Here is a 20,664-nt window from a genome sequence, read left to right as displayed (position 1 = left end):
GACCGGGGCAGGGCTCGGAAACCCGCGGGGCTGGGCCGCTCAGCGGGGGCGTTTGTCCCCCTTGCCGAGCTTGTTGAAGTCGATCTTCGGAAGCTTGAAGCCCGGCGGCAGGCCCTGGCCGGCCAGGTCGTTCGGGTCCATGCCCGGAGGCAGCTGCGGCATCCCGCCCGGGAAGCCGCCCGGCATCCCGGCGCCGGTACGCGGCCGACCGCCGCCCTTGGTGCCCTTGCGCTTGTTCTTCGGCGACTTGGTCGCCTTGCGCCGACCCCCACCGGGCAGGCCCATCATGCCGCCCATCTGCTTCATCATCTTCTGGGCGTCGGCGAAGCGGTTGAGCAGCTGGTTGACGTCCATCACGGTGACACCGGAGCCGTTGGCGATCCGGGCCCGCCGCGAGCCGTTGATGATCTTCGGGTTGGTCCGTTCCGCCGGGGTCATCGACCGGATGATCGCGGTGACCCGGTCGAAGTGCTTGTCGTCCAGGTCCGCGAGCTGATCCTTCATCTGCCCCATACCGGGCATCATGGCCAGCACGTTGGCGATCGGGCCCATCCGCCGGACCGCGATGAGCTGATCGAGGAAGTCCTCCAGGGTGAAGTTCTCGCCGCCCATCAGCTTGGCGGTCATCTTCTCCTTCTGATCGACGTCGAAGGCCGCCTCGGCCTGCTCGATCAGAGTGAGGACGTCGCCCATGCCGAGGATCCGGCTGGCCATCCGGTCGGGGTGGAAGACGTCGAAGTCCTCCAGCTTCTCGCCGGTGGAGGCGAACAGGATCGGCTGCCCGGTGACCTCCCGGACGGACAGTGCGGCACCGCCGCGGGCGTCGCCGTCAAGCTTGGAGAGAACCACGCCGGTGATGCCGACACCGTCGCGGAACGCCTCGGCCGTGCGGACGGCGTCCTGACCGACCATCGCGTCGACGACGAAGACGACCTCATCCGGGTTGACCGCGTCCCGGATGTCGGCGGCCTGCTGCATCATCTCGGCGTCGATGCCGAGGCGGCCGGCCGTGTCGACGATGACGATGTCACGCGCGGCCCGCCTCGCGTGCTCGATCGAGGCCTGCGCGACCCGCACCGGGTCCCCGACACCGTTGCCCGGCTCCGGGGCGTACACCTCGACGCCGGCGCGACCACCGAGCACCTGGAGCTGCCCGACGGCGTTGGGGCGCTGGAGGTCGGCGGCGACCAGCAGCGGCTGGTGGCCCTGGGCCTTGAGCCAGCGGGCCAGTTTGCCGGCGAGGGTGGTCTTGCCGGAGCCCTGCAGGCCGGCGAGCATGACCACGGTCGGCGGCTGCTTGGCGAACGTCAGTCGCCGCCCCTCGCCACCGAGAACATTGATCAGCTCCTCGTTGACGATCTTGATGATCTGCTGGGCCGGGTTGAGCGCCTGGGAGACCTCCGCGCCGCGGGCCCGATTCTTGATGTTCGCGATGAAGCCCTTGACCACCGGCAGCGCGACGTCCGCCTCCAGCAGCGCGAGGCGGATCTCGCGGGCCGTGGCGTCGATGTCGGCGTCGGTGAGCCGACCCTTGCCGCGGAGCTTGGTGAAGATCCCGGACAGGCGGTCACTCAAGGTGTCAAACACGCGAACATCCCGTTTGTCAGTGTTCTTGCGAGCACGAGCGTGGCCGGGCGAGCCGTCCGGCCACTGCTAGCGTATCCGGCCCGCGGGACCCCCGCTCCGGCCCTGCGGTCGGGGGCCCGCGGGACAAAGGTTGGCAAGGGCCGCTCCACTGTCCCGGCAACCGAGAAGCCTTGCTCACACCGCGGCGAGGACGGCGGCCTCGACGCGGGCCCGGGTCGCATCGTCCGGCCAACCGCCGACGAGGTAGAAGGCATCCACCACGTCCGCCCCGAGGGTGGAGATCCGGGCAGCCCGCACCTGGGCTCCGGTCCCGTCCAAGGCTCGGGTGACACGGTAGAGCAGGCCGGCGGCGTCGGCGGCGCGCAGCTCCAGCACCACCGCGTCGGTGGCCGCCTCCCGGTGCCAGACAGCCCGGGGCGCGGCCCCCTCGCCGCTGGCCGCGAGAGCCCGCCCGCGCAGCCGCTGGTTCACCGAGACGTCGCCGGTCACCGCCCGCCGCAGGTCCGAGCTGAGCGCGACCGGATCAGGCACGAGGCCGTACCGGGGTTGCACCCGGCACTCGACCAGCGCGCGCCCGTCGACGGTCGAGGCGTCCGCGGAGATCACCTCCAGCCGGTGCAGGGCGAGGCATCCAGCCACCGTCGCGAGCAGGCCCCGCCGGTCCGCCGCGGCCACCGCCACCCGATCCCCGGTCAGGTGTACGACCGGCAGCGGCCCGGCCAGCAGCGCCGGGTCGGGGGCGGGCGGCTCGGGCGGTACGCCGGTGTCCAGCGTGGTGCGCACCCGGGCGACCAACTCGGCGACGAGCCGTCCCTTCCAGTGCGACCAGGCGGCCGGCCCGGTGGCCGCCGCGTCCGCGCGGACCAGGGCGTGCAGCAGGTCGAGGGTGGTGGTGTCGCCGACCTGACCGGCGACTGCGGCGATGGTCTTCGGGTCGGCCAGGTCACGGCGGGTGGCCACGTCCGGCAGGAGCAGGTGCAGCCGGACCAGCGTGCCGATCAAGGCCACCTCGTGCGCCGGCAGGCCGATCCGGCCGGCGACCGCCTCGGCGATCGGCGCACCCACCACGCTGTGATCGTCGGAGACGCCGCCGCGCCCGGGCCCGCCGGGCCGCGCCGCGGCGCCACCGCCCGCGAGCCCCTTGCCGACGTCGTGCAGCAGGGCGCCGAGCAGCAACAGATCCGGCCGGTCGACCTCGCGGGTGCGCCGGCTGGCTTCGTACGCGGTCTGCACCAGGTGCCGGTCGAGGGTGAACCGGTGCACCGGGTTGTGCTGCGGCAGGCTCCGCATCCGCGTCCACTCGGGCAGCCAGCCGTCGACCAGCCCGTACCGGTCACAGGTCTCCCACGCCGGCACCAGGCCGGGACCGGCGCCGAGCAGGGTGACCAGCGCGGTCCTGGCCGCGGCCGGCCAGGGCGCCGGCAGGGGCGGGCAGTACGCGGCCAGCCACTCGCAGGTGGCCCGGGCGATCGGTAGCCGTGCGGTGGCCGCGGCGGCGGCCACCCGCAGCGACAGGCTCGGATCCGGGCGCGCCCCGATCGCGGTCCGCGCGAGCACCAACTCGCCGTCGTGCTCCACCACGTCCCGCGCGACGGGCCGACGCAGTGAGCGACCGTCGGCGCCCCGGCGGCGGCCGGCGCGGAGGCGATCGACGGCCCGGAAGGCGTCGTCGAGCGCATGACTGACCGTACGCGCGTCGCTCGCGACCCGACGCAGCAGCGCATCCCCCTCGTTGCCGACCGCGCCGGCCCCCGGCGCCGCATCGGGCGGAACCTGTCGCAGCCCGAGTTGGGCCGCGACGCCGTCGCGTTCCTGGGCGACCAGCCGGTCCAACCGGCGACCGGCCTGCGTGTGCAGGGCGTCCCGGGTGTCGAGCAGCCGCAGGTGGGCGGCGCGGACGGCGGGTCGCAGTGCATCGGTGACACCAGCGGCGGCGATGGCGCGGAGAATGCCCACGTCCCGCAGCCCACCGGCCGCTTCCTTGAGGTCGCCTTCCAGGAGGAAGGCCAGTTCCCCATGGGTCTCCCAGCGGGCGGCGGTGATCTCCCGCAGCCCGGGGAGTCGCCGGACGGCGGTGCGCCGCCAGCGGTCGGCGGCTGCGCGGATCAGCCGCTCGGCGAGGGCCGTGTCGCCGGCGACGCAGCGCGCGTCGAGCAGCCCGAGGGCCACCCTGACGTCGTCCTGGGCGACCGACAGCGCCTCGGCGACGGTCCGCACCGAGTGGTCGAGCCGCAGCCCGGCGTCCCACACCGGGTACCAGATTGCGGCGGCCAGGTCGTCCACGCCTGGCATCCCGTCGTGCAGCAGCACCAGGTCGAGGTCCCCGCACGGGGCGCACTGCCGCCGCCCGAGCCCGCCGACGGCGACGAGCGCCACGCCCGTGCGGGCCGGCAGCAGCAGGCGCAGCCAGGCGTCGAACGCGTCGGCTCGGGCGGCTCGCGCCCCCGCCCCGATCCCGCCGGGTACGTCGACGACCTCGTCGACCACCACGCCCGGATCGCCGGCGCCAGGGTGTCCTGGCGTGGTGGTGGTCGACGAGGTCATCGAGGGCTGCCCTACAGGGCGTCGAGGCCGCGCTCGCCGGTGCGGACCCGGACGACCTCCTCGACGCCGGTCACCCACACCTTGCCGTCACCGATCTTGCCGGTTCGGGCGGCGGCCACGATGGCGTCGACGATCTTCTCGACGTCCATCTCGTCGGTGAGCACCTCGACCCGGATCTTGGGCAGGAACTCGACCGTGTACTCGGCACCCCGATAGACCTCGGTGTGCCCCTTCTGCCGGCCGTAGCCCTGGACCTCGCTGACGGTCAGGCCGGTCACGCCCAGGGCGTGCAGGGCCTCCTTCACCGCGTCCAGCTGGTACGGCTTGATGACCGCGGTCACCAGCTTCATGTCCAACCCCTTCATCCCAGAACGTTAACCGGCGACTTTCTCGGTGGCCGGCTCGGTGTCGGAGGCGGCGGGGTCTCCCGCCGGCTTCCCGCTGGACAGGCCGGCCATCACGAACGCACCGCCGCCGGCGCCGCCGGTGGCCGGAGACAGGTCGTAACCGCTCTCGGCGTGCTCGGCGATGTCGATCCCCTCGACCTCGGCCTCCTCGGAAACCCGGAAGCCGATCGTCCGCTGGATGACGAAGCCGAGGACGAACGCCACCGCGAAGGAGTAAACGGTCACGATCAGGGCGCTGAGCGCCTGGACACCGAGTTGGGCGACCCCACCGCCGTAGAACAGGCCCTCGTCGCTCACCAACGAGCTGACCGAGCTGGTCCCGAACAGGCCGATCCACAGGCAGCCGATCCAGCCACCAACAAAGTGCACGCCGACGACGTCGAGCGAGTCGTCGTAGCCGAGCCGGTACTTCAGGCTCACCGCCAGCGCGCAGAGCACACCGGCGACCAGACCGAGCAGCACAGCCGCCCACGGTGTGACGAAGGCACAGGCGGGGGTGATGGCGACCAGGCCGGCGATGGCCCCGGAGGAGGCGCCGACCAATGTCGGCCGACCGTCCCGCAGCTTCTCCACCAGCAGCCAGCCGAGAACTGCTGCGGCGGTCGCGACCTGGGTGTTGACGAACGCCAGGCCGGTCGTCGAGTCGGCGGTCAGCTCGGACCCGGCGTTGAAACCGAACCAGCCGAACCACAGCAGGCCGGCGCCGAGCGCGACCATCGGGACGTTGTGCGGCTTCATGGTCTCCCGGGGCCAGCCGAGCCGCCTACCCAGCACCAGCACCAAAGCCAGCGCCGCCGCACCGGCGTTGATGTGCACCGCGGTGCCGCCGGCGAAGTCCAGCGCGCCGAGCTGGGCGCCGATGAAGCCGCCGCCCCACACCCAGTGGGCGACCGGGAAGTAGACCAGGGTCGCCCAGCCGAAGGCGAAGAGCAGCCAGCCGGAGAACTTGGCGCGGTCGGCGATCGCGCCGCTGATCAGCGCCACCGTGATGATCGCGAACATCATCTGGAACGCCATGAACACGTAGAGCGGGATCCCGGTCTCGCCCCACAGGTCGGTTTCCGCCATGAACGTCTTGGTGCCGAGATACTGGCCGAGGTCACCGATGACCCCACCCTGGTCCTCGCCGAAGGCGATGGAGAAGCCGTAGAACAGCCACAGAATGCTGACGAGCCCGATCGCGGAGAAGCTCATCATAATCATGTTGAGGACGCCCTTGGCCCGGTTGAGGCCGCCGTAGAACAGCGCCAGTCCGGGCGTCATGAGCAACACGATCGCGCTCGACACAAGCAACCAGGCGGTGTTGCCGGTATCGATCGTCGGTGCTTCAGGCACGCTGGCCTCCTAACGGTGAAGTTCCCTCCTTCCCGGCTTCCTGGGCAGCGTCGCCCGTCCACCGGTTGCGCGGAAGCTTCGTCGCTCCCTGTTTCCTTCAGCGTCACCCGCCGATTTCCGATCGGTGACGGCTTGTTTCGTACGTGTGAAGAACCCCGCACAACCGCCGGGTCCGGTCGTGCCCTACCGCAGGGCGCTCTCCAGTGCCTGCCGCTCGTAGTCGAGCAGCCGCAGGTCCCGCATCGGCCGGCGCAGGTGCCCCTTGTGCACGATCCGGACGAACGCCGGCTCGCCCGCCGCGGCCATCCGCCGGATGCCCTCCACGTGGTCGACGATCCGCTTCCGGATGGTGCGGATCAGCCGGTGCCGGTCACGCGGAATGAGCCCGTACGCGTCGGCGAACAGCCGCAGCCGGCGCGGCCGGTCCGGGCGGTTCCAGCCGAGGGTGATCGAGTCACGGTCGGAGAAAACGGGTACCCAGGTCCAGGCCGCGTACGCCACGTCGTAGATGCGGGCGCCGGGCGAGGCGAGGTCGAAGTCGATCAGCCCGAGCGTGCCGTCCGGGCGCCAGATCACGTTGTGCGGGGCCGCGTCGTGGTGGCAGATCACCTCGGTGTCCGGCGGTGGCGGCCCGAAGGAGCGCCACACGGCCCCCGCTGGCGCCACGAAGCCGTACTGGGCGTCGTGGAACATGCGCAGCATCGTGGCCACGGTCACCAACGCCTCGTCGGTGACCCAGTGCGGCGCCAGCGGGTACCCACCGCACTCCCCCTCCAGGTACGACAGCACCTCCCGGTTCCGCTCGTCCATGCCGAGCGCGCGGGGAGCGCCGGTGAAGCCGACGTACTCCAGGTGCCGCAGCAGGGCGTGCACCGCCGGGGTCCAGGGACCCGCGTTACGCCGCACCGTGTCGCCCACCCGGACCACGGTGCTGACGTTCCCACCGCGCAGCGGGATCTCCTGCGAAGTCACGTACGGTCTCCCGAGGCGGGGGCCCGGGTGGCGGGGGTCGCGCCACCCGACGTAGGCGCGATCGTCGGTCGTCACTGCGAGGTTACGCGTCCCGTCCGGCGGCCTCGGCACCCAGCAGCGCGTCGACGAACTGCGCGGGGTCGAACGGGGCCAGGTCGTCCTTGCCCTCGCCCAGCCCGACCAGCTTCACCGGGATGCCCAACCTGCGCTGCACGGCGATCACGATGCCGCCCTTGGCGGTGCCGTCGAGCTTGGTGAGCGCGACCCCGGTCACGTTGACCACCTCGGTGAAGACCCGCGCCTGTTCCAGGCCGTTCTGACCGGTGGTGGCGTCCAGGATCAGCAGCGTCTCGTCGATCGGGCCGTGTTTCTCCACCACCCGCTTGACCTTGCCCAACTCGTCCATCAGGCCGACCTTGTTCTGCAGGCGACCGGCGGTGTCGATCAGGACGGTGTCCACGCCGGTCTCGATGCCACGCTTGACCGCGTCGAAGGCCACGCTGGCGGGGTCCGCCCCCTCCGGGCCGCGAACCGTCTCGGCGCCCACCCGTCCGGCCCAGGTCTCCAGCTGGTCGGCGGCGGCGGCGCGGAACGTGTCCGCCGCGCCGAGGATCACGCTGCGACCATCCGCCACCAGCACCCGGGCGATCTTGCCGCAGGTGGTGGTCTTGCCGGCGCCGTTGACGCCGACCACCAGCAGCACGGCGGGCACACCGTCCTTGGGCGCGGTGTTCAGGGACCGGTCCAGGGCCGGGTCCAGAGCGTTCACCAGCTCGGCGGCGAGCAACGCCCGCAGCTCGGTGGCGGACCGGGTGCCGAGCACCCGGGTCCGCTCGCGCAGCCGGTCGACGATCTCCCGGGTCGAGTCGATGCCGACGTCCGCGGTGATCAGACTGTCCTCGATCTCCTCCCAGGTGTCCTCGTCGAGGTGGTCCCGGCCGAGCAGACCGAGCAGGCCCTTGCCGAAGACGTTCTGCGAGCGGGACAGCCGGGAGCGCAGCCGGACCAGCCGGCCGGCGGTCGGCTCGGGCACCTCCACCGGGGGCGCCGGCGGCGCCTCCACCACCGGCGGCTCGACCAGGACACCCGCGGACACCTCCGCCTCGGGCGCCTCGACGGGCGGCCCGGCGAGGTCCTCCTCGGCACGGGTCTCGACCTCCGTCGTCGGCAGCGGCGGCTCGGGACGCCGGCGCAGCTTCGGCACCACCAGCCCGAGGACACCGAGGATCAGCACACCGAGCAGTGCGAGTGCGATGAGGAGGTATTCCGTCATGCCGAAATCCTGTCAGACGTCGGCCACGCCGTCTTCACCACCGCGCCCTCGACGCCGCCGGATGCGGCGGTAGGCTCGACCCCCAGCCAGCAGTGGTGCGACCACCCGGCCGGACGGTGCGGACCGGCCGGGTGGTACAGACCGGGCTCGCTCATCCTCGGAGGTCCGCCATGCCCGCCGCACAGCTGCTCGTCGGCCCGCTGCTGCGACGGGTCGTCGACACGCGGGCCACGATCTGGGTGGAGACCAGCCGACCGGCGGTGGTCACCGTCCGCACAGCCGACGGCGCCACCGGCGCCGCCCCCACCTTCTCGGCGTACGACCACCACTACGCCCTCGTCGTGGTGTCCGGGCTCACGCCGGACCGGGCGACCACGTACGAGGTGCTGGTCGACGGCGAACGCGCCTGGCCGGAGCCGGGCAGCCCGTTCCCGGCCAGCGTGATCCGCACCCGGGCGGCCGACGACCGGGACCAGCCGGTCCGCCTGGTCTTCGGCTCCTGCCGGGAGACCACGCAGCATGCCACCGCGCGGCGGCTACCCCCGGACGCGCTCGACGCGTACGCCCGCCGGCTCGCGGCCGACTTCGGCCCGGCGGCCCTGCCGGACCTGTTGGTGCTCCTCGGCGACCAGGTATACGCGGACAAGGCCTCACCCACCGTGCGGCGGCTGCTCAAGCGGCGCCGCCGGCGGCCGAAGGGCGCGCCGGCGGACCAGGTGGTGAGCTTCGACGAGTACACCAAGCTCTACCTCGAGTCCTGGCGTGACCCGGAGATCCGGTGGCTGTTCTCGACCGTGCCGAGCGTGATGATCTTCGACGACCACGAGGTCATCGACGACTGGAACACCTCCGCCTCCTGGCGTTCCGACGCCCGCGCCCAGCCGTGGTGGTCGGAACGGATCGGCAGCGGCCTGGCCTCGTACTGGGTCTACCAGCACCTCGGCAACCTCTCGCCGGACGAGATCGCGGCCGACCCGGTGTACGCGAAGGTGACCGCCGCCGAGGACGCCACCGGCGTGCTGCGGGACTTCGGCCACCGGGTCGACCAGGAGTCCGACCTCGCGCACGACACCGGACGGTGGCGGGCAGTGCAGTACCAGTGGAGCTACGCCCTCGATCTGGGCCGCACCCGGCTGGTCATGCTCGACAACCGGTGCAGCCGGGTGCTGAGGCCCGGCCAGCGGGCGATGCTGCCGCCGGGCGAATGGTCGTGGTTCGTCGACCGGGCCCACGGCACGTACGACCACCTGGTCGTGGGATCCTCCCTGCCCTGGCTGCTCCCACCAGGCATCCACCACATGGAGACGTGGAACGAGCGGCTCGCCGACTCCCGCCGGCGCTGGGTCGCCGGCCTGGCCGAGCGGCTACGCCGGGGCCTCGACCTGGAGCACTGGGCGGCGTTCCGCCGCTCGTTCGAAGGGCTCGGCGCACTGTTCGCCCGGATCGGCACCGGCGCCCCGGGCTCGCCCGGAACGCCGGTGGGCGCCGGCCCGGCGTACGCGCCACCGGCCTCGATCAGCGTGCTCGGCGGGGACGTACACCACTCGTACGTGGCCCGGGCCCGCTTCGACGACCCGGGGGTGGTCACCCCGGTGCACCAGCTCACCTGCTCCCCCATCCACAACCAGGTGCCCGCCGGGATGCGCCCCCTGATGCGGCTGGGCTGGTCAGCGGGCCCGTCCGGGGCCACCCGCGCCCTCGCCCGCTCCGTCGGGGTCCGCCGCCCGTCGATGCGTTGGAGCAAGCTCGCCGGCCCGTACTTCGGCAACGCGCTGGCCACCCTGGTGCACGTCGGGCACTCGGCCGAGGTGACCATCGAGGGCACCACCGGCGACGGCCGCCTGCGCCCGGTGATGCACCACCGGCTCGCCCCCGACGACTGATCCGCTCCCTACGCTCGAACACCGGTGGACAAGCACGCACCCAGGACGGGCCCGTCCGCCCGCCGCACCCGGTGGCTAGTCCGGTCGCCGCGTGTCGGACCCGGGCGCGACGATGGCCGGCATGACGTGGAAAGCACCGTTGATCGACCGGCGGCACGAGCCCTACCTCGGTGACGAGCGCACCATGCTGGAGGGCTGGCTCAACTACCACCGTGACACCTTGCTGCACAAGTGCTCGGGGCTGACCGCTGGGCCGCTGAAGACGGCGAGCGTAGCTCCGTCCGCCCTCACCCTGATCGGCCTGGTCCGGCACATGACCGTGGTGGAACGGTGGTGGTTCCGGCAGCGCTTCGCCGGTGCGGACCTGCCCGACCAGTACGACTTCGCCGCCGACCCGGACGCCGAGTTCAACACCGTGGCCACCGCCGACCCGGCGGCCGACATCGCCGCGTTCCGGACCGAGATCGAGGCCGCCGACGCCGCGGCCGCCGGGCACGACCTGAACGAGACGTTCACGCTGCGTCGCCGCGATGGCAGCGCGCACGAGGTCAGCCTGCGCTGGGTCTACGTCCACATGATCGAGGAGTATGCCCGGCACAACGGCCACGCTGACCTGATCCGCGAATGTCTGGACGGCGTGACCGGCGACTGACCGTTCGGCGCACGAGGGTCTTGGGGGCGGCCCGGAAGGGCTGGATCCTTCCGAGATCTCCGGGTCAGGCGGCCGGCGTGAGGGCCGCGCGCAGGTAGCGGAGGTCGTTGGGGCCGCTCCAGCGATGCGCCGACAGACCGGCCACCCGGGCGCCGGCGACCGCACGGTCCTCGTCGTCGACGAACAGCACCCGTGACGGTGGGGTCGCCAGGGCGTCACAGGCCCGCTCGAAGTACTCCTTCGCCGGCTTGTGCACCCCGACCACCGCGGAGTTGACCACGACATCCAGCTCGTCGGTGAGCCCGAGCGCGGCCAGGTCCGCGTCAAGCAGGTCGGTGGCGTTGGTGCCCAACCCGACCCGCACCCCGGCCGCCCGGGCCTCACGGACGAACGCCAACACCTCGGGATCCACCTCGCCTCGGTACCGCTGCCACTCGTCGACCGCCGCGCGGGCCCGCCCCGGATCGCCGACCGCGGGGGTCAACGCGTCCGCCACGCTGGCCGTCCAGTCCGCGTGGCTGACCTTGCCGGTCAGCACCGGCTGGAGCAACCCCCACGACATCGCGATCTCACCGAGGACGCCCTCGGTGAGCCGGTACTTCCGCTCGACGCCGGCGGCCACCGCCGGGTCCCAGCGGCGCAGCACGCCGTCGAAGTCCACCAGGAGCGCCGTGGCGCGTTCCCGACTCACTCGTTGTTCTCCTGCCTGTCATCGGCCCGGTTGAGCCGCTGGCTGATCACCTGGGTGACCCCGTTGCGCATCGTCACGCCGTAGAGGGCGTCCGCGACCTCCATGGTCCGCTTCTGGTGCGTGATGACGATCAGCTGGCTCTTTTCTCGCAGCTGCGCCAGCAGCGTGATCAGTCGGCCCAGATTCACGTCGTCGAGCGCCGCCTCCACCTCGTCCATGATGTAGAACGGGCTGGGCCGGGCGCGAAAGATCGCCACCAGCATCGCCACCGCGGTCAGCGACCGCTCGCCGCCGGAGAGCAGCGACAGCCGCTTGATCTTCTTGCCCGGTGGCCGGGCCTCCACCTCGACGCCGGTGGCGAGCAGGTCGTCCGGGTCGGTGAGCACCAGTCGCCCCGCACCGCCGGGGAACAGCACGCCGAAGACCTGCTCGAACTCCCGCGCGGTGTCGGCGAACGCGCTGGCGAAGACCTCCAGGATCCGGTCGTCCACGTCCTTGACCACGGTGAGCAGGTCACGCCGGGTGGCCTTCAGGTCCTCCAACTGCTCGGCGAGGAACTTGTACCGCTCCTCGAGCGCCGCGAACTCCTCCAGCGCCAGCGGGTTGACCTTGCCGAGCAGGGCAAGCTCCCGTTCCGCCTTGGCGGCGCGCTTCTCCTGCACGGCCCGTTCGTAGGGGACCGGCTCGGGCACCGGCAGGCCGTCCCGGTCGGCCGCCGCGACGTCGGCGTCGGTCGGCGGGACGGGACGGGACGGGCCGTACTCGGCGACCAACGTCGCCACGTCGAGCCCGAAGTCCTCGGCGGCCTTGGCCTCCAGCTGCTCGATGCGTAGCCGCTGCTCGGCGCGGGCGACCTCGTCCCGGTGCACCTGGCTGGTCAGCCGTTCCAGCTCCGTGCCGAGACGCTTGGCGGCGCCGCGCACCTCGGACAGCTCGGCCTCCCGCGCGGCCCGCTCGCGCGCCACGGCGTCGCGGTGCTCCTCGGCCTGCGTGATCGAGATGGCGAGCCGGGTCAGCGCCTCCCGGGCGCCGCCGGCCACCGCCCCCGCGATCGCCGCACCGCGGGTCCGCGCCGCCCGCCGCGCCGCCGCCCGCTCGCGGGCGGCCCGCTCGGCCGTCGCCTGCCGGCGCAGCGAATCGGCCCGGCCGGCGATCGAGGAAACCCGCTCCTCGGCGGTACGCACGGCGAGGCGCACCTCCATCTCGTTCTGCCGCGCCCGAGGCGCCATCGCGGCGAGTTGGTCGCGCTCCTCGGTCGAGGGCTCCGCGTCGATCGGGGTTGCCTCGGCCAGCCGCAGCCGCTCCTCGAGCTCGCCGAGGGCGGCGAGGTCGCGTTCCCGGGCCGCCTCGGCCCGGGCGCGGGACTCCCCGAGCCGATCGGTCTCGGCCTGCGCCGACCGGGCCGCCCCGCCCAGCTCGGCGAGCCGGCGCGCGGCCGCGTTGCGGTGGCTCTCCGCCTCCCGTTTAACGGCGGCGGCGTGCTGCACCGCCTCCTTGGCGGCGGCCACCTCGGCGCGCGCGTCGGCCAGCTGCTCGCGCAGCTCGGCGGCGGTCCGCTCGGCAGCGACGCGGCTGGTCCGGGCCTCCTCGACGGCGGCCTGAACCTCGATGAAGCTGGGTGCCCTGGCCGATCCACCGGCGGCGGCGTACGCCCCGAGCACGTCGCCGTCCGGGGTGACCGCGCGCAGCTCCGGGTTACCGGCGATCGCCTCGGCGGCGGCCGCGAGGTCGTCGACGAGGACGACGTCGCGTAACGCCCGGTGCACCGCGGCCCGGATCTCGGCGGCGCACTCCACCAGGTCGGGTGCCCAGCGGGCGCCGTCGGGCAGTTTGGGACGCAGCGCGTCGGCGGAACCGGCCATCCCCGGCCCCGCGGCGCTGCCGATCATCAGGCCCGCCCGCCCGGCGTCGGCGATCTTGAGCATCCGGATCGCCTCGATGGCCTCGTCCACGCCGCTGACCGCGACCGCGTCGGCGAGGCCGCCCAGGGCGGCGGCGAGTGCGGCCTCGTGGCCGGGGGCCACGGTGAGCAGCCCGGACAGACCGCCGAGCAGCCCCGGCACCTCGTCCGCGCGAGCCAGCAACGCGCCGGCGCCGTCCTTGCGGCGCAGGCCGAGGGCGAGGGCCTCCTCGCGGGCCTTCCAGGTCGCCGCATCCTTCTCGGCGGCCCGCTCGGCGTCACTCAACGTCCGCACCGTCGCCTGCGCCTTCTCCTGGGCCGCGACCACCTCGGCGTGCCGCGCGTCCAGGTCGGCGTTGTCCCGGTCCGCCTCGGTGGACTGCTCGGCGACGGCGTCCAGCTCGGCCTGCGCCCGCTCCGCCCTGGTCAGCGCGTCGGCGTGCGCGGCGGCGAGTCGCTCGATCTCCTCACCGGCGGTGGCGGTACGGGCGCGAGCGGAGTTCACCTGCCCGGTCAACCGAGCCAGCCCCTCACGGCGGTCGGCGATGGCCTTGGCCGCCGCGACCAGCTCCCGCTCGGCGGCGGCGAGCTGCCGTTCCAGTTCCTGGCGGTGCTCCACCGCCTCGGCGAGCCGGATCTGGTCGTCGGTGAGCGCGGCGCGCAGCTCGTCCTCCTGCTCGCGGACCCGCTCCGCCTCCGCCTCCAACTGGTCCGGGTCCCGGCCCGGCCGCTCGTCGTCCGGCGTGGTGCTGAGGTGGCGCAGCCGCTCACGGGCAAGCTGTTCGATGGAACGGAACCGCTCCTGCAACGCGGAGAGCTTGTACCAGGTGTCCTGCGCGGCGGCGAGCAGCGGCGCGTCCTCGGCGAGTACCGCCTCCAGTTCACCGAGGCGGGACTGGATCTCGGCGTGCTCGGCCTCGACCTGCTCCCGCCGTTCGCGCAGGGCGGTCTCGTCGGCGATTTCCTTGTCCAGGGTGGTCCGCAGCGTGGCGAGGTCGTCGGCGAGCAGCCGGAGCCGGGCGTCCCGCAGGTTGGCCTGGATCACGGCGGCCCGGCGGGCCACCTCGGCCTGCCGGCCGAGCGGCTTGAGCTGGCGGCGCAACTCGGCGGTGAGGTCGGTGAGCCGGTTGAGGTTGGTCTGCATCGCGTCGAGCTTCCGCAGCGCCTTCTCCTTGCGCTTGCGGTGCTTGAGGACGCCGGCAGCCTCCTCGATGAACGCCCGCCGATCCTCCGGCTTGGCGTGCAACATACCGTCGAGCCGGCCCTGCCCGACGATGATGTGCATCTCCCGGCCGATACCGGAGTCCGACAACAGTTCCTGAATGTCGAGCAGGCGGCAGGAGTCACCGTTGATCTCGTATTCGCTCTCGCCCGAGCGGAACATCCGCCGGGTGATGGAGACCTCGGTGTACTCGATTGGCAACGCGCCGTCGGTGTTGTCGATCGTGAGGGTCACCTCGGCCCGGCCGAGCGGCGCACGACCGGCGGTGCCGGCGAAGATGACGTCCTCCATCTTGCCGCCGCGCAGTGCCTTCGCACCCTGCTCGCCAAGCACCCAGGCGATGGCGTCGACGACGTTGGACTTGCCGGAGCCGTTCGGACCCACCACGCAGGTGATCCCCGGCTCCAGCTTCAGCGTCGTCGCGGAGGCGAAGGACTTGAAACCCTTCACCGTCAGGCTCTTGAGATGCACCTTCTCGATCCTCGTCCGGTGGCCGCCGTACCGTCGCCGGCTGCGCGGACCTGGTGAACCCGCAGACTAACCCGCGGCCGGCGAGCACCGCGCGAGCGACCCACCTGGAGCCACACCGGCCCGTCTCGCCCGGTTCTCGTTATCGACCGGTTCTCGTTATCGACGCGTCCACGACGCTTTCCGGGGCGTCCGCGGCACGGCTTCCCGGCGGAGCGCCGGTGGGGCACGGTGTCCGCCGCCGGCCGATCGGCGGGCGGGCGGGTGGACGGACACAAAGCTGCGCGCCGGCACGTTCGTGTCGGCGCGACATTTTCGCGTGGAATGATTCAGTTTTGCGGACCCGAAGGATCAGGTCAGCGCGGTGGATCAGGTCAGCGCGGGCTCGGCGATCCGGAGCAGATCGTCCGCCTCGGCCGCAGCCGCAGCGAGCCGATCATTCTCGGCACGCAGCCGCGTGACCTCGAACTCCAGTGCCTGAACCATGGCACGCAGTCGGGTGACCTCGTCGAGCAGGCGCCGGTCGGGCGCCGCACCTACGTGGCCGTACAGGGCCTTCGCCATGTTGACTCCTTGATATGCGCTGCCGGAAGGCCGGCCAACGCGCGCCCATTCGTACGCGGCTGTCGACCCAGGCGATTCTGGGCATGACCGGGCGCGACTGGCGACACATCCATATTGAGGCGACACCCCCGCCGTCGTCAAGTTCTCGCAGGCCGCAGATCATCTCGACGTCGACCCGGCCCACCTGCTGGGGGTTGCCACACGGCGCGGACACGCTCTGTCCGGACTCGTTAACCGTACGCTCCGATCTCCCGGAAGACCCCACCCCCGGCCTTTCGGTTCCCCTTAACTCTTTCTTAGCCGCATTGCCGCCGGTCGTGGCCGCACGTAGCGTCACCTCGGCCCGCTACCGAAACATGGAGGCTAGAGGCGTGTACGGCTGGAACGACCCGATCGAACCGGATGGCGCCGCTCGGCGGCCTGAACCGGCGGCCGACGAACCGGCCTGGCTGACCGACCACCCCGAGCCGCGCTCGGCCTACCTGTTCGGCGACGACCCGGACCGGCCCGCGGACGAGTGGTCCCGGCAGCAGCCGACCGCCCGCTGGCAGCCCGAGCCCGACCGGCGCGACGCACCGCCGCGGCAGCCGGCCGCGGCGTACCGCGACGAACCGGCGCGGCGCCCGGAGCCCACCTCGAGCTGGCAGCGCGACGAACCGACAGGCAGCTGGCAGCGCGCCGAGGCCGGGGGCCACGAGCCCACCACCGCGTGGCAGCACGCGGAACCCACAGGCAGCTGGCAGCACGCGGAACCCACAGGCAGCTGGCAGCGCGACGAACCGACAGGCGGCTGGCAGCGCGCCGCGGCCGGGAGCCACGAGCCCCCCACCGCGTGGCAGCGCGGGGAGAACCCGGGCTGGCCGCGGGAAGAGGCGACCGCCAGTTGGCGATCCGACGAGCCGACGGCCGGTTGGCGCCCGGCTGCGGCCACCGGCGAGTGGCGGCAGGAGGAAGCAACCGGTGGTTGGGCGGGCACGCCCACCGGGGCGTACCCCGGTGAGCCGGTAACCAGCGAGCTGCCGGCAACCGGCGCGCCGGCCGTCACGGTCGGAGCCGGCCAGCCGCCGGTCGACGGCGGGCACCGCCGTCGACTGCCGCGCCCCGTGCTGATCGGCGGCGCCGCCGCGGCGGCAACGCTGGTGGTCAGCCTCGGAGTCGGCGCCCTCGCCCTCTCCGGCGGCGACGGCCGCACCCCCACCTCGGCCGTGGACAACACCGTCGCGACAGCCCCAGCCCTGGCGGAGAGCGCGGAGACACCGGCCGAGGCGCTCGCCCCCACCAGCCCGAGCGCCGTGCCGACCACCGCGACGCCCTCCCCGTCGGTTACGCCGAGCAGCAAGCCGAGCGCCAGATCGACGCCGGCCGTGTCCCGGTCCACCGCCACGTCCCGCCGCGCACCGGCGCGCACCACCGCGCCGGCCACCAGCGGCACCACCGCGGCCCCCTCCGGCGGCAGCGTCAGCGCCCAGGCCAGCGAGGTCGTCGACCTGGTCAACGCCGAGCGAGCGAAAGCGGGCTGCGGCGCGCTGAGCATCGACGACAAGCTGATGCTCGCCGCCCAGCGGCACAGCCAGGACCAGGCCGACCACCAGAAGATGTCGCACGACGGCAGCGACGACAGCGACCCCGGCGAGCGGATCAACCGGGTCGGCTACGAGTGGAGCACATACGGCGAGAACGTCGCCTGGAACCAGCGGACCCCGGCCGCCGTGATGGACGCCTGGATGAACAGCTCCGGACACCGGAAAAACATCCTGAACTGCGACTTCACCGAGATCGGTGTCGGCATCGCCAGCAGCAACGGGCCGTACTGGACGCAGGTCTTCGCGGCACCGCGCTAGGGCCTGGACCGGACACCGGCCGTGGCTGCGGCCGGTGTCCGGCATCCGCGAGTCGTTGTCGGGTCCGCCCTCGTTGAGCGGATGGGGTGCGCCGGCCGGCGTACCCGCTGGGGCGGCGAACGGCCGTCCGCGACCTTGCGGAGCTGTCGATGCGGATCCTGCCGCCTACCCGCGCCGCCGGGCAGGGCCCGCGCGGAGCCCTACCCGCGGTCGTCGCGCTGCTACTCCTGGCCCCGATGCCCGCGTGCCGGGTGGAGGCGCCCCGGCGGGACGCGGCGACCAGCTGGCCGAGGAGCGGGGTCTCCCAGTGGCAGTGGCAGCTCAGTGGGGCGCTGGACCCGACCGTGCCGGCGGACGTCTTCCTGCTCGACCCAGTCACCACGACCACCACGCAGACCGCGGAGCTGCGCGCCCTCGACCGGCGACTGATCTGTCAGGTACACGTCGGCTCGGTCGTGCCCACCGACCCGGACGCGACCCGCTTCCCCCGGCCGTGCAGGGCGCGTCCGGACGCCGCCCCGGGAGCCGTTGGCTGGACATCCGGCGGTGGGACACCCTGCGTCCGGCGCTCGCCGACCGGTTGCGACTCTGTCGGGGCAAGGGGTTCGGGGCGGTCGCGATCACGGATGCCGACGCGTACGCGAACCGTTCCGGCTTCCCGCTCGACTTCGACGAGCAGCTGCGCTTCAACCGTCTGCTGGCCGAACTGGCCCGTTCGCTTGACCTGTCCCCCGGCCTGGTCAACGCCGTGCCGCTGGTCGCGGCGCTGGCACCGGACTTCGATTTCGCGGTCAACGAGGAGTGCGTCCGCCTCGCCGTGTGCGCCAAGCTGCTGCCGTTCGTGGAGGCCGGCAAGCCCGTGTTCCACGTCGAGTACGGCGGTTCCGCCGAAGACTTCTGCGTCACCACGGTGGGCTACGGGTTCGTCTCCATCCGCAAGGAACGGGCCCTCGGCGCCTGGCGCGAGCCCTGCCCCGCCTGACCACCGCCGGGGCCGGGCGTCCGTGGCCCCGGCGGTGGCTGGTCAGCGCTGGCCGACCAGCTCCGGTGTCGGCGTGGGTGGGGCGGTGGGAGCCGGCGCGGAGCGTGCCCGCAGGAAACGGGGCGCCCACCAGTTCCGCTCGCCGAGCATGGTCATCAGCGCCGGCAGCACCACCGCCCGGATGATCGTGGCGTCCAGCAGGATCGCCGCCGCGAGGCCGACGCCGAGCTGCTTCATGTCGACAGTGCTCAGCGTCGCGAAGATCGAGAAGACTCCGACCATCACGATCGCCGCGCTGGTCACCACGCCAGCCGACGAGGTGATGCCGTACGCCACCGCCTCCCGGTTCGGCATGCCGGCACGGACACCCTCGCGGATCCGGCTGACCACGAAGACGTGGTAGTCCATCGAGAGCCCGAAGAGCACCACGAACAGGAACAGCGGCAGCCAGGAGACGATCGCGCCCATCGAGGTGAAACCGAGCAGCCCCTCGGCCCAGTCGCCCTGGAAGACCAGGACCAGCAGCCCGTACGCGGCACCGGCGGAGAGCAGGTTGAGCAGGATCGAGCTGAGCGCGACCACCACCGACCGGAACGTCCAGGTCATCACCAGGAAGGTGAGCACCAGCACGAAGCCCATGACGATCGGCAGTTTCTCCTCGATGTGTCGCCCGTAGTCCTCGCTGTCGGCCACCGCGCCACCGACCGCGTACTCGGTGCCCGGGATCCCGCCCAGGCTGGCCGGCACCAGGTCCTCGCGGAGCTTGCGCAGCGACTGCACGGCGCGGTCGTCCCGGCCGGGGTACGGTGTGGCGATCGACAGGACGGACACCTGCCGGTCGGCCGACACCTCGATCTTCGGGCCGGCCCCCTCGGTGGACGCGAACAGTGGGTCGGCATCCGCCCGGCCGGCCAGGTCGGTCAGCGCCGCGCGCACCCGGTCGGCCTCCGCCGCCGGCGCCCGGACCGCGACGGTGTGGCTGGTGCCGTTGCTCGGGAAGGCGGCGGTGAGCCGGTCGTATGCCTGCATCGCCGGCGTGCTGCGGGGCAGGTCCTCGATGCCGGGGGACTTCAGCTTCATGCTCAGCGCGGGAGCGGCGAGAGCGAGCAGCAGTGCCACCGACACCACCAGGGTCGCCACGGGTGCCCGCAGCGCCGGCCGCAGTACGGCGGGCCAGAAGCGCGGCCGGGCGGGTGCGCCGTGGTGCCCGGTGCGCGGTGTGGTGAGCCGCCACAGCAGCGGCACGCGGGGCCGGTCCACCCAGCGACCGAGCTTGGCGAGCAGCGCCGGCAGCACGGTCAGCGACCCGATCATCGCGACGGCGACCACCAGGATCGAGCCGACGGCCATGGAGGAGAAGAGCACGTCGCCGGCGAGCAGCAGCCCGGCCATCGAGATGATGACGGCGAAGCCGGAGACCACCACGGCGTGCCCCGAAGTCTCAGCGGCGATCTCCACCGCGTCGAGCCCGGTGCGGCCCTTCGCCCGCTCCTCCCGCTCCCGGCGGACGTAGAAGAGCGAGTAGTCCACCCCGACCGCCATGCCGATCAGCAGGATCACGCTGGCCGTGGCATCGGTTGCCGGCACGAGGTGCGAGGCGAGAGTGGACAGCCCCAGCGCGGCCGCCACCGAGGAGAGCGCCAACAACACCGGTACGCCGGCGGCGATCAGCGCGCCGAAGGCGACGACGAGGATGGCCAGCGTCACCGGCAGGCTCAGCAGCTCGGCCCGCTTGAAGTCGGCACCGAGGGTGTCGTCCAACGCCTTGTTGATCGACGGGGAGCCGACCTGCTCGACGCGCAGCCGCGGGTGGACGTCCTGCACGCCGGCTGTGGCGTCCCGCAGCGGCTGCACCCGGTCCGGCGCCGTCTCCGGGTCGCCGGACATGACGATCGGCAGCAGCAGCGCGGACCCGTCGCGGGCCGGCACCGGTTCGCCGATCGACGCGACGCCCGACACCGTCCGCAGCCGGTCCGCCGCGTCGTCGGCCGCAGCCCGCGCCGCCGTCATGTCCAACGTGCCGTCGCGTGGCGTGATCAGGACGTTCTCCACCGCCGGGTCGGTGAAGTCGCCAGCGGCGACGATCACTTCCGCCCGGCCCGACTCACCGACCGCCAGATCGGAACTCGTGGCCTCCTTGAGGCCGGCGGCGTTCCCCGCCACGAAGCACACCACCACGAACACCACCCACAGCGCGATCGCGCGCCACGGATGTTCGGCACTCCACCGCGCCAGCCGCACCGTCATCGGTCTTCCCCCATGTTGGGTCCCCTGTGTCACGTCAACCCCCTGTTGTCGGGGTTGACGTTAGGGACGCGACGGCACGGGGACATCGGGGAACGG

General features: G+C 72.7%; 14 protein-coding genes and 1 pseudogene. 5 read left to right on the top strand and 10 right to left on the bottom strand.

What is annotated here, in order from left to right; all coding sequences use genetic code 11:
- Positions 1–39: 39 nt before the first annotated feature.
- The 6 genes from ffh to ftsY form a co-directional block, all read right to left on the bottom strand.
- Positions 40–1,587, bottom strand: coding sequence for a signal recognition particle protein (ffh, locus tag QTQ03_RS26385; RefSeq protein WP_289280409.1), 1,548 nt, complete (start codon positions 1,585–1,587; stop codon positions 40–42).
- A gap of 174 nt (positions 1,588–1,761) precedes the next feature.
- A complete protein-coding gene (locus QTQ03_RS26380; RefSeq protein WP_289280408.1) occupies positions 1,762–4,131 on the bottom strand; it encodes a [protein-PII] uridylyltransferase in 2,370 nt (789 codons plus the stop codon).
- A gap of 11 nt (positions 4,132–4,142) precedes the next feature.
- Positions 4,143–4,481, bottom strand: coding sequence for a P-II family nitrogen regulator (locus QTQ03_RS26375; RefSeq protein WP_353890652.1), 339 nt, complete (start codon positions 4,479–4,481; stop codon positions 4,143–4,145).
- Positions 4,482–4,505: 24 nt separating this feature from the next.
- A complete protein-coding gene (locus QTQ03_RS26370) occupies positions 4,506–5,873 on the bottom strand; it encodes an ammonium transporter (protein ID WP_289280406.1) in 1,368 nt (455 codons plus the stop codon).
- Positions 5,874–6,056: 183 nt separating this feature from the next.
- A complete protein-coding gene (locus QTQ03_RS26365; protein ID WP_289280405.1) occupies positions 6,057–6,920 on the bottom strand; it encodes an aminoglycoside phosphotransferase family protein in 864 nt (287 codons plus the stop codon).
- A gap of 7 nt (positions 6,921–6,927) precedes the next feature.
- Positions 6,928–8,118, bottom strand: a complete 1,191-nt coding sequence (gene ftsY, locus QTQ03_RS26360) for a signal recognition particle-docking protein FtsY (protein ID WP_289280404.1) — start codon at positions 8,116–8,118, stop codon at positions 6,928–6,930.
- A 170-nt stretch (positions 8,119–8,288) separates the two neighbouring features.
- Here ftsY and QTQ03_RS26355 point away from each other — a divergent pair, with 170 nt between their 5' ends.
- On the top strand, positions 8,289–10,001 hold the full coding sequence (locus tag QTQ03_RS26355; RefSeq protein WP_289280403.1) for an alkaline phosphatase D family protein: 1,713 nt from the start codon (positions 8,289–8,291) through the stop codon (positions 9,999–10,001).
- A gap of 121 nt (positions 10,002–10,122) precedes the next feature.
- Positions 10,123–10,653 (top strand): DinB family protein, encoded by a 531-nt coding sequence (locus QTQ03_RS26350; RefSeq protein ID WP_289281001.1) that lies wholly within the window; start codon positions 10,123–10,125, stop codon positions 10,651–10,653.
- 64 nt (positions 10,654–10,717) lie between these two features.
- Here the strand turns inward: QTQ03_RS26350 and QTQ03_RS26345 are convergent, their stop codons facing one another.
- The 3 genes from QTQ03_RS26345 to QTQ03_RS26335 all read right to left on the bottom strand — a co-directional run bounded on the left by QTQ03_RS26345 (position 10,718) and on the right by QTQ03_RS26335 (position 15,498).
- Positions 10,718–11,344 carry an HAD family hydrolase gene (locus QTQ03_RS26345; protein WP_289280402.1) on the bottom strand — a complete coding sequence of 209 codons (627 nt, stop codon included), beginning with the start codon at positions 11,342–11,344 and terminating at the stop codon, positions 10,718–10,720.
- On the bottom strand, positions 11,341–14,937 hold the full coding sequence (smc, locus tag QTQ03_RS26340; protein ID WP_289280401.1) for a chromosome segregation protein SMC: 3,597 nt from the start codon (positions 14,935–14,937) through the stop codon (positions 11,341–11,343). The genes QTQ03_RS26345 and smc overlap by 4 nt, the downstream gene beginning before the upstream one ends.
- 366 nt (positions 14,938–15,303) lie before the next feature.
- A complete protein-coding gene (locus tag QTQ03_RS26335; RefSeq protein ID WP_289280400.1) occupies positions 15,304–15,498 on the bottom strand; it encodes a hypothetical protein in 195 nt (64 codons plus the stop codon).
- 356 nt (positions 15,499–15,854) lie between these two features.
- On the opposite strand from QTQ03_RS26335, the gene QTQ03_RS26330 reads away from it, so the two are divergent.
- From QTQ03_RS26330 to QTQ03_RS30785, 3 genes and pseudogenes are all read left to right on the top strand, one after another.
- Positions 15,855–17,339, top strand: coding sequence for a CAP domain-containing protein (locus QTQ03_RS26330; RefSeq protein WP_289281000.1), 1,485 nt, complete (start codon positions 15,855–15,857; stop codon positions 17,337–17,339).
- A gap of 149 nt (positions 17,340–17,488) precedes the next feature.
- Positions 17,489–17,770: pseudogene (locus QTQ03_RS30790) on the top strand (endo alpha-1,4 polygalactosaminidase); the annotation flags it as partial.
- Positions 17,771–17,832: 62 nt separating this feature from the next.
- Positions 17,833–18,321, top strand: coding sequence for an endo alpha-1,4 polygalactosaminidase (locus QTQ03_RS30785; protein WP_289280399.1), 489 nt, complete (start codon positions 17,833–17,835; stop codon positions 18,319–18,321).
- A 42-nt stretch (positions 18,322–18,363) separates the two neighbouring features.
- On the opposite strand, the gene QTQ03_RS26315 is transcribed toward QTQ03_RS30785, so the two are convergent.
- Positions 18,364–20,568: an MMPL family transporter gene (locus QTQ03_RS26315; protein WP_289280398.1), complete on the bottom strand. Its 2,205-nt coding sequence runs from the start codon at positions 20,566–20,568 to the stop codon at positions 18,364–18,366.
- Positions 20,569–20,664 lie beyond the last annotated feature (96 nt).

Source organism: Micromonospora sp. WMMA1363, from assembly GCF_030345795.1.
GTDB lineage: Bacteria > Actinomycetota > Actinomycetes > Mycobacteriales > Micromonosporaceae > Micromonospora.
Note: the sequence above shows the minus strand (reverse complement) of the source record. Positions and strands in the feature narration are given on the sequence as shown.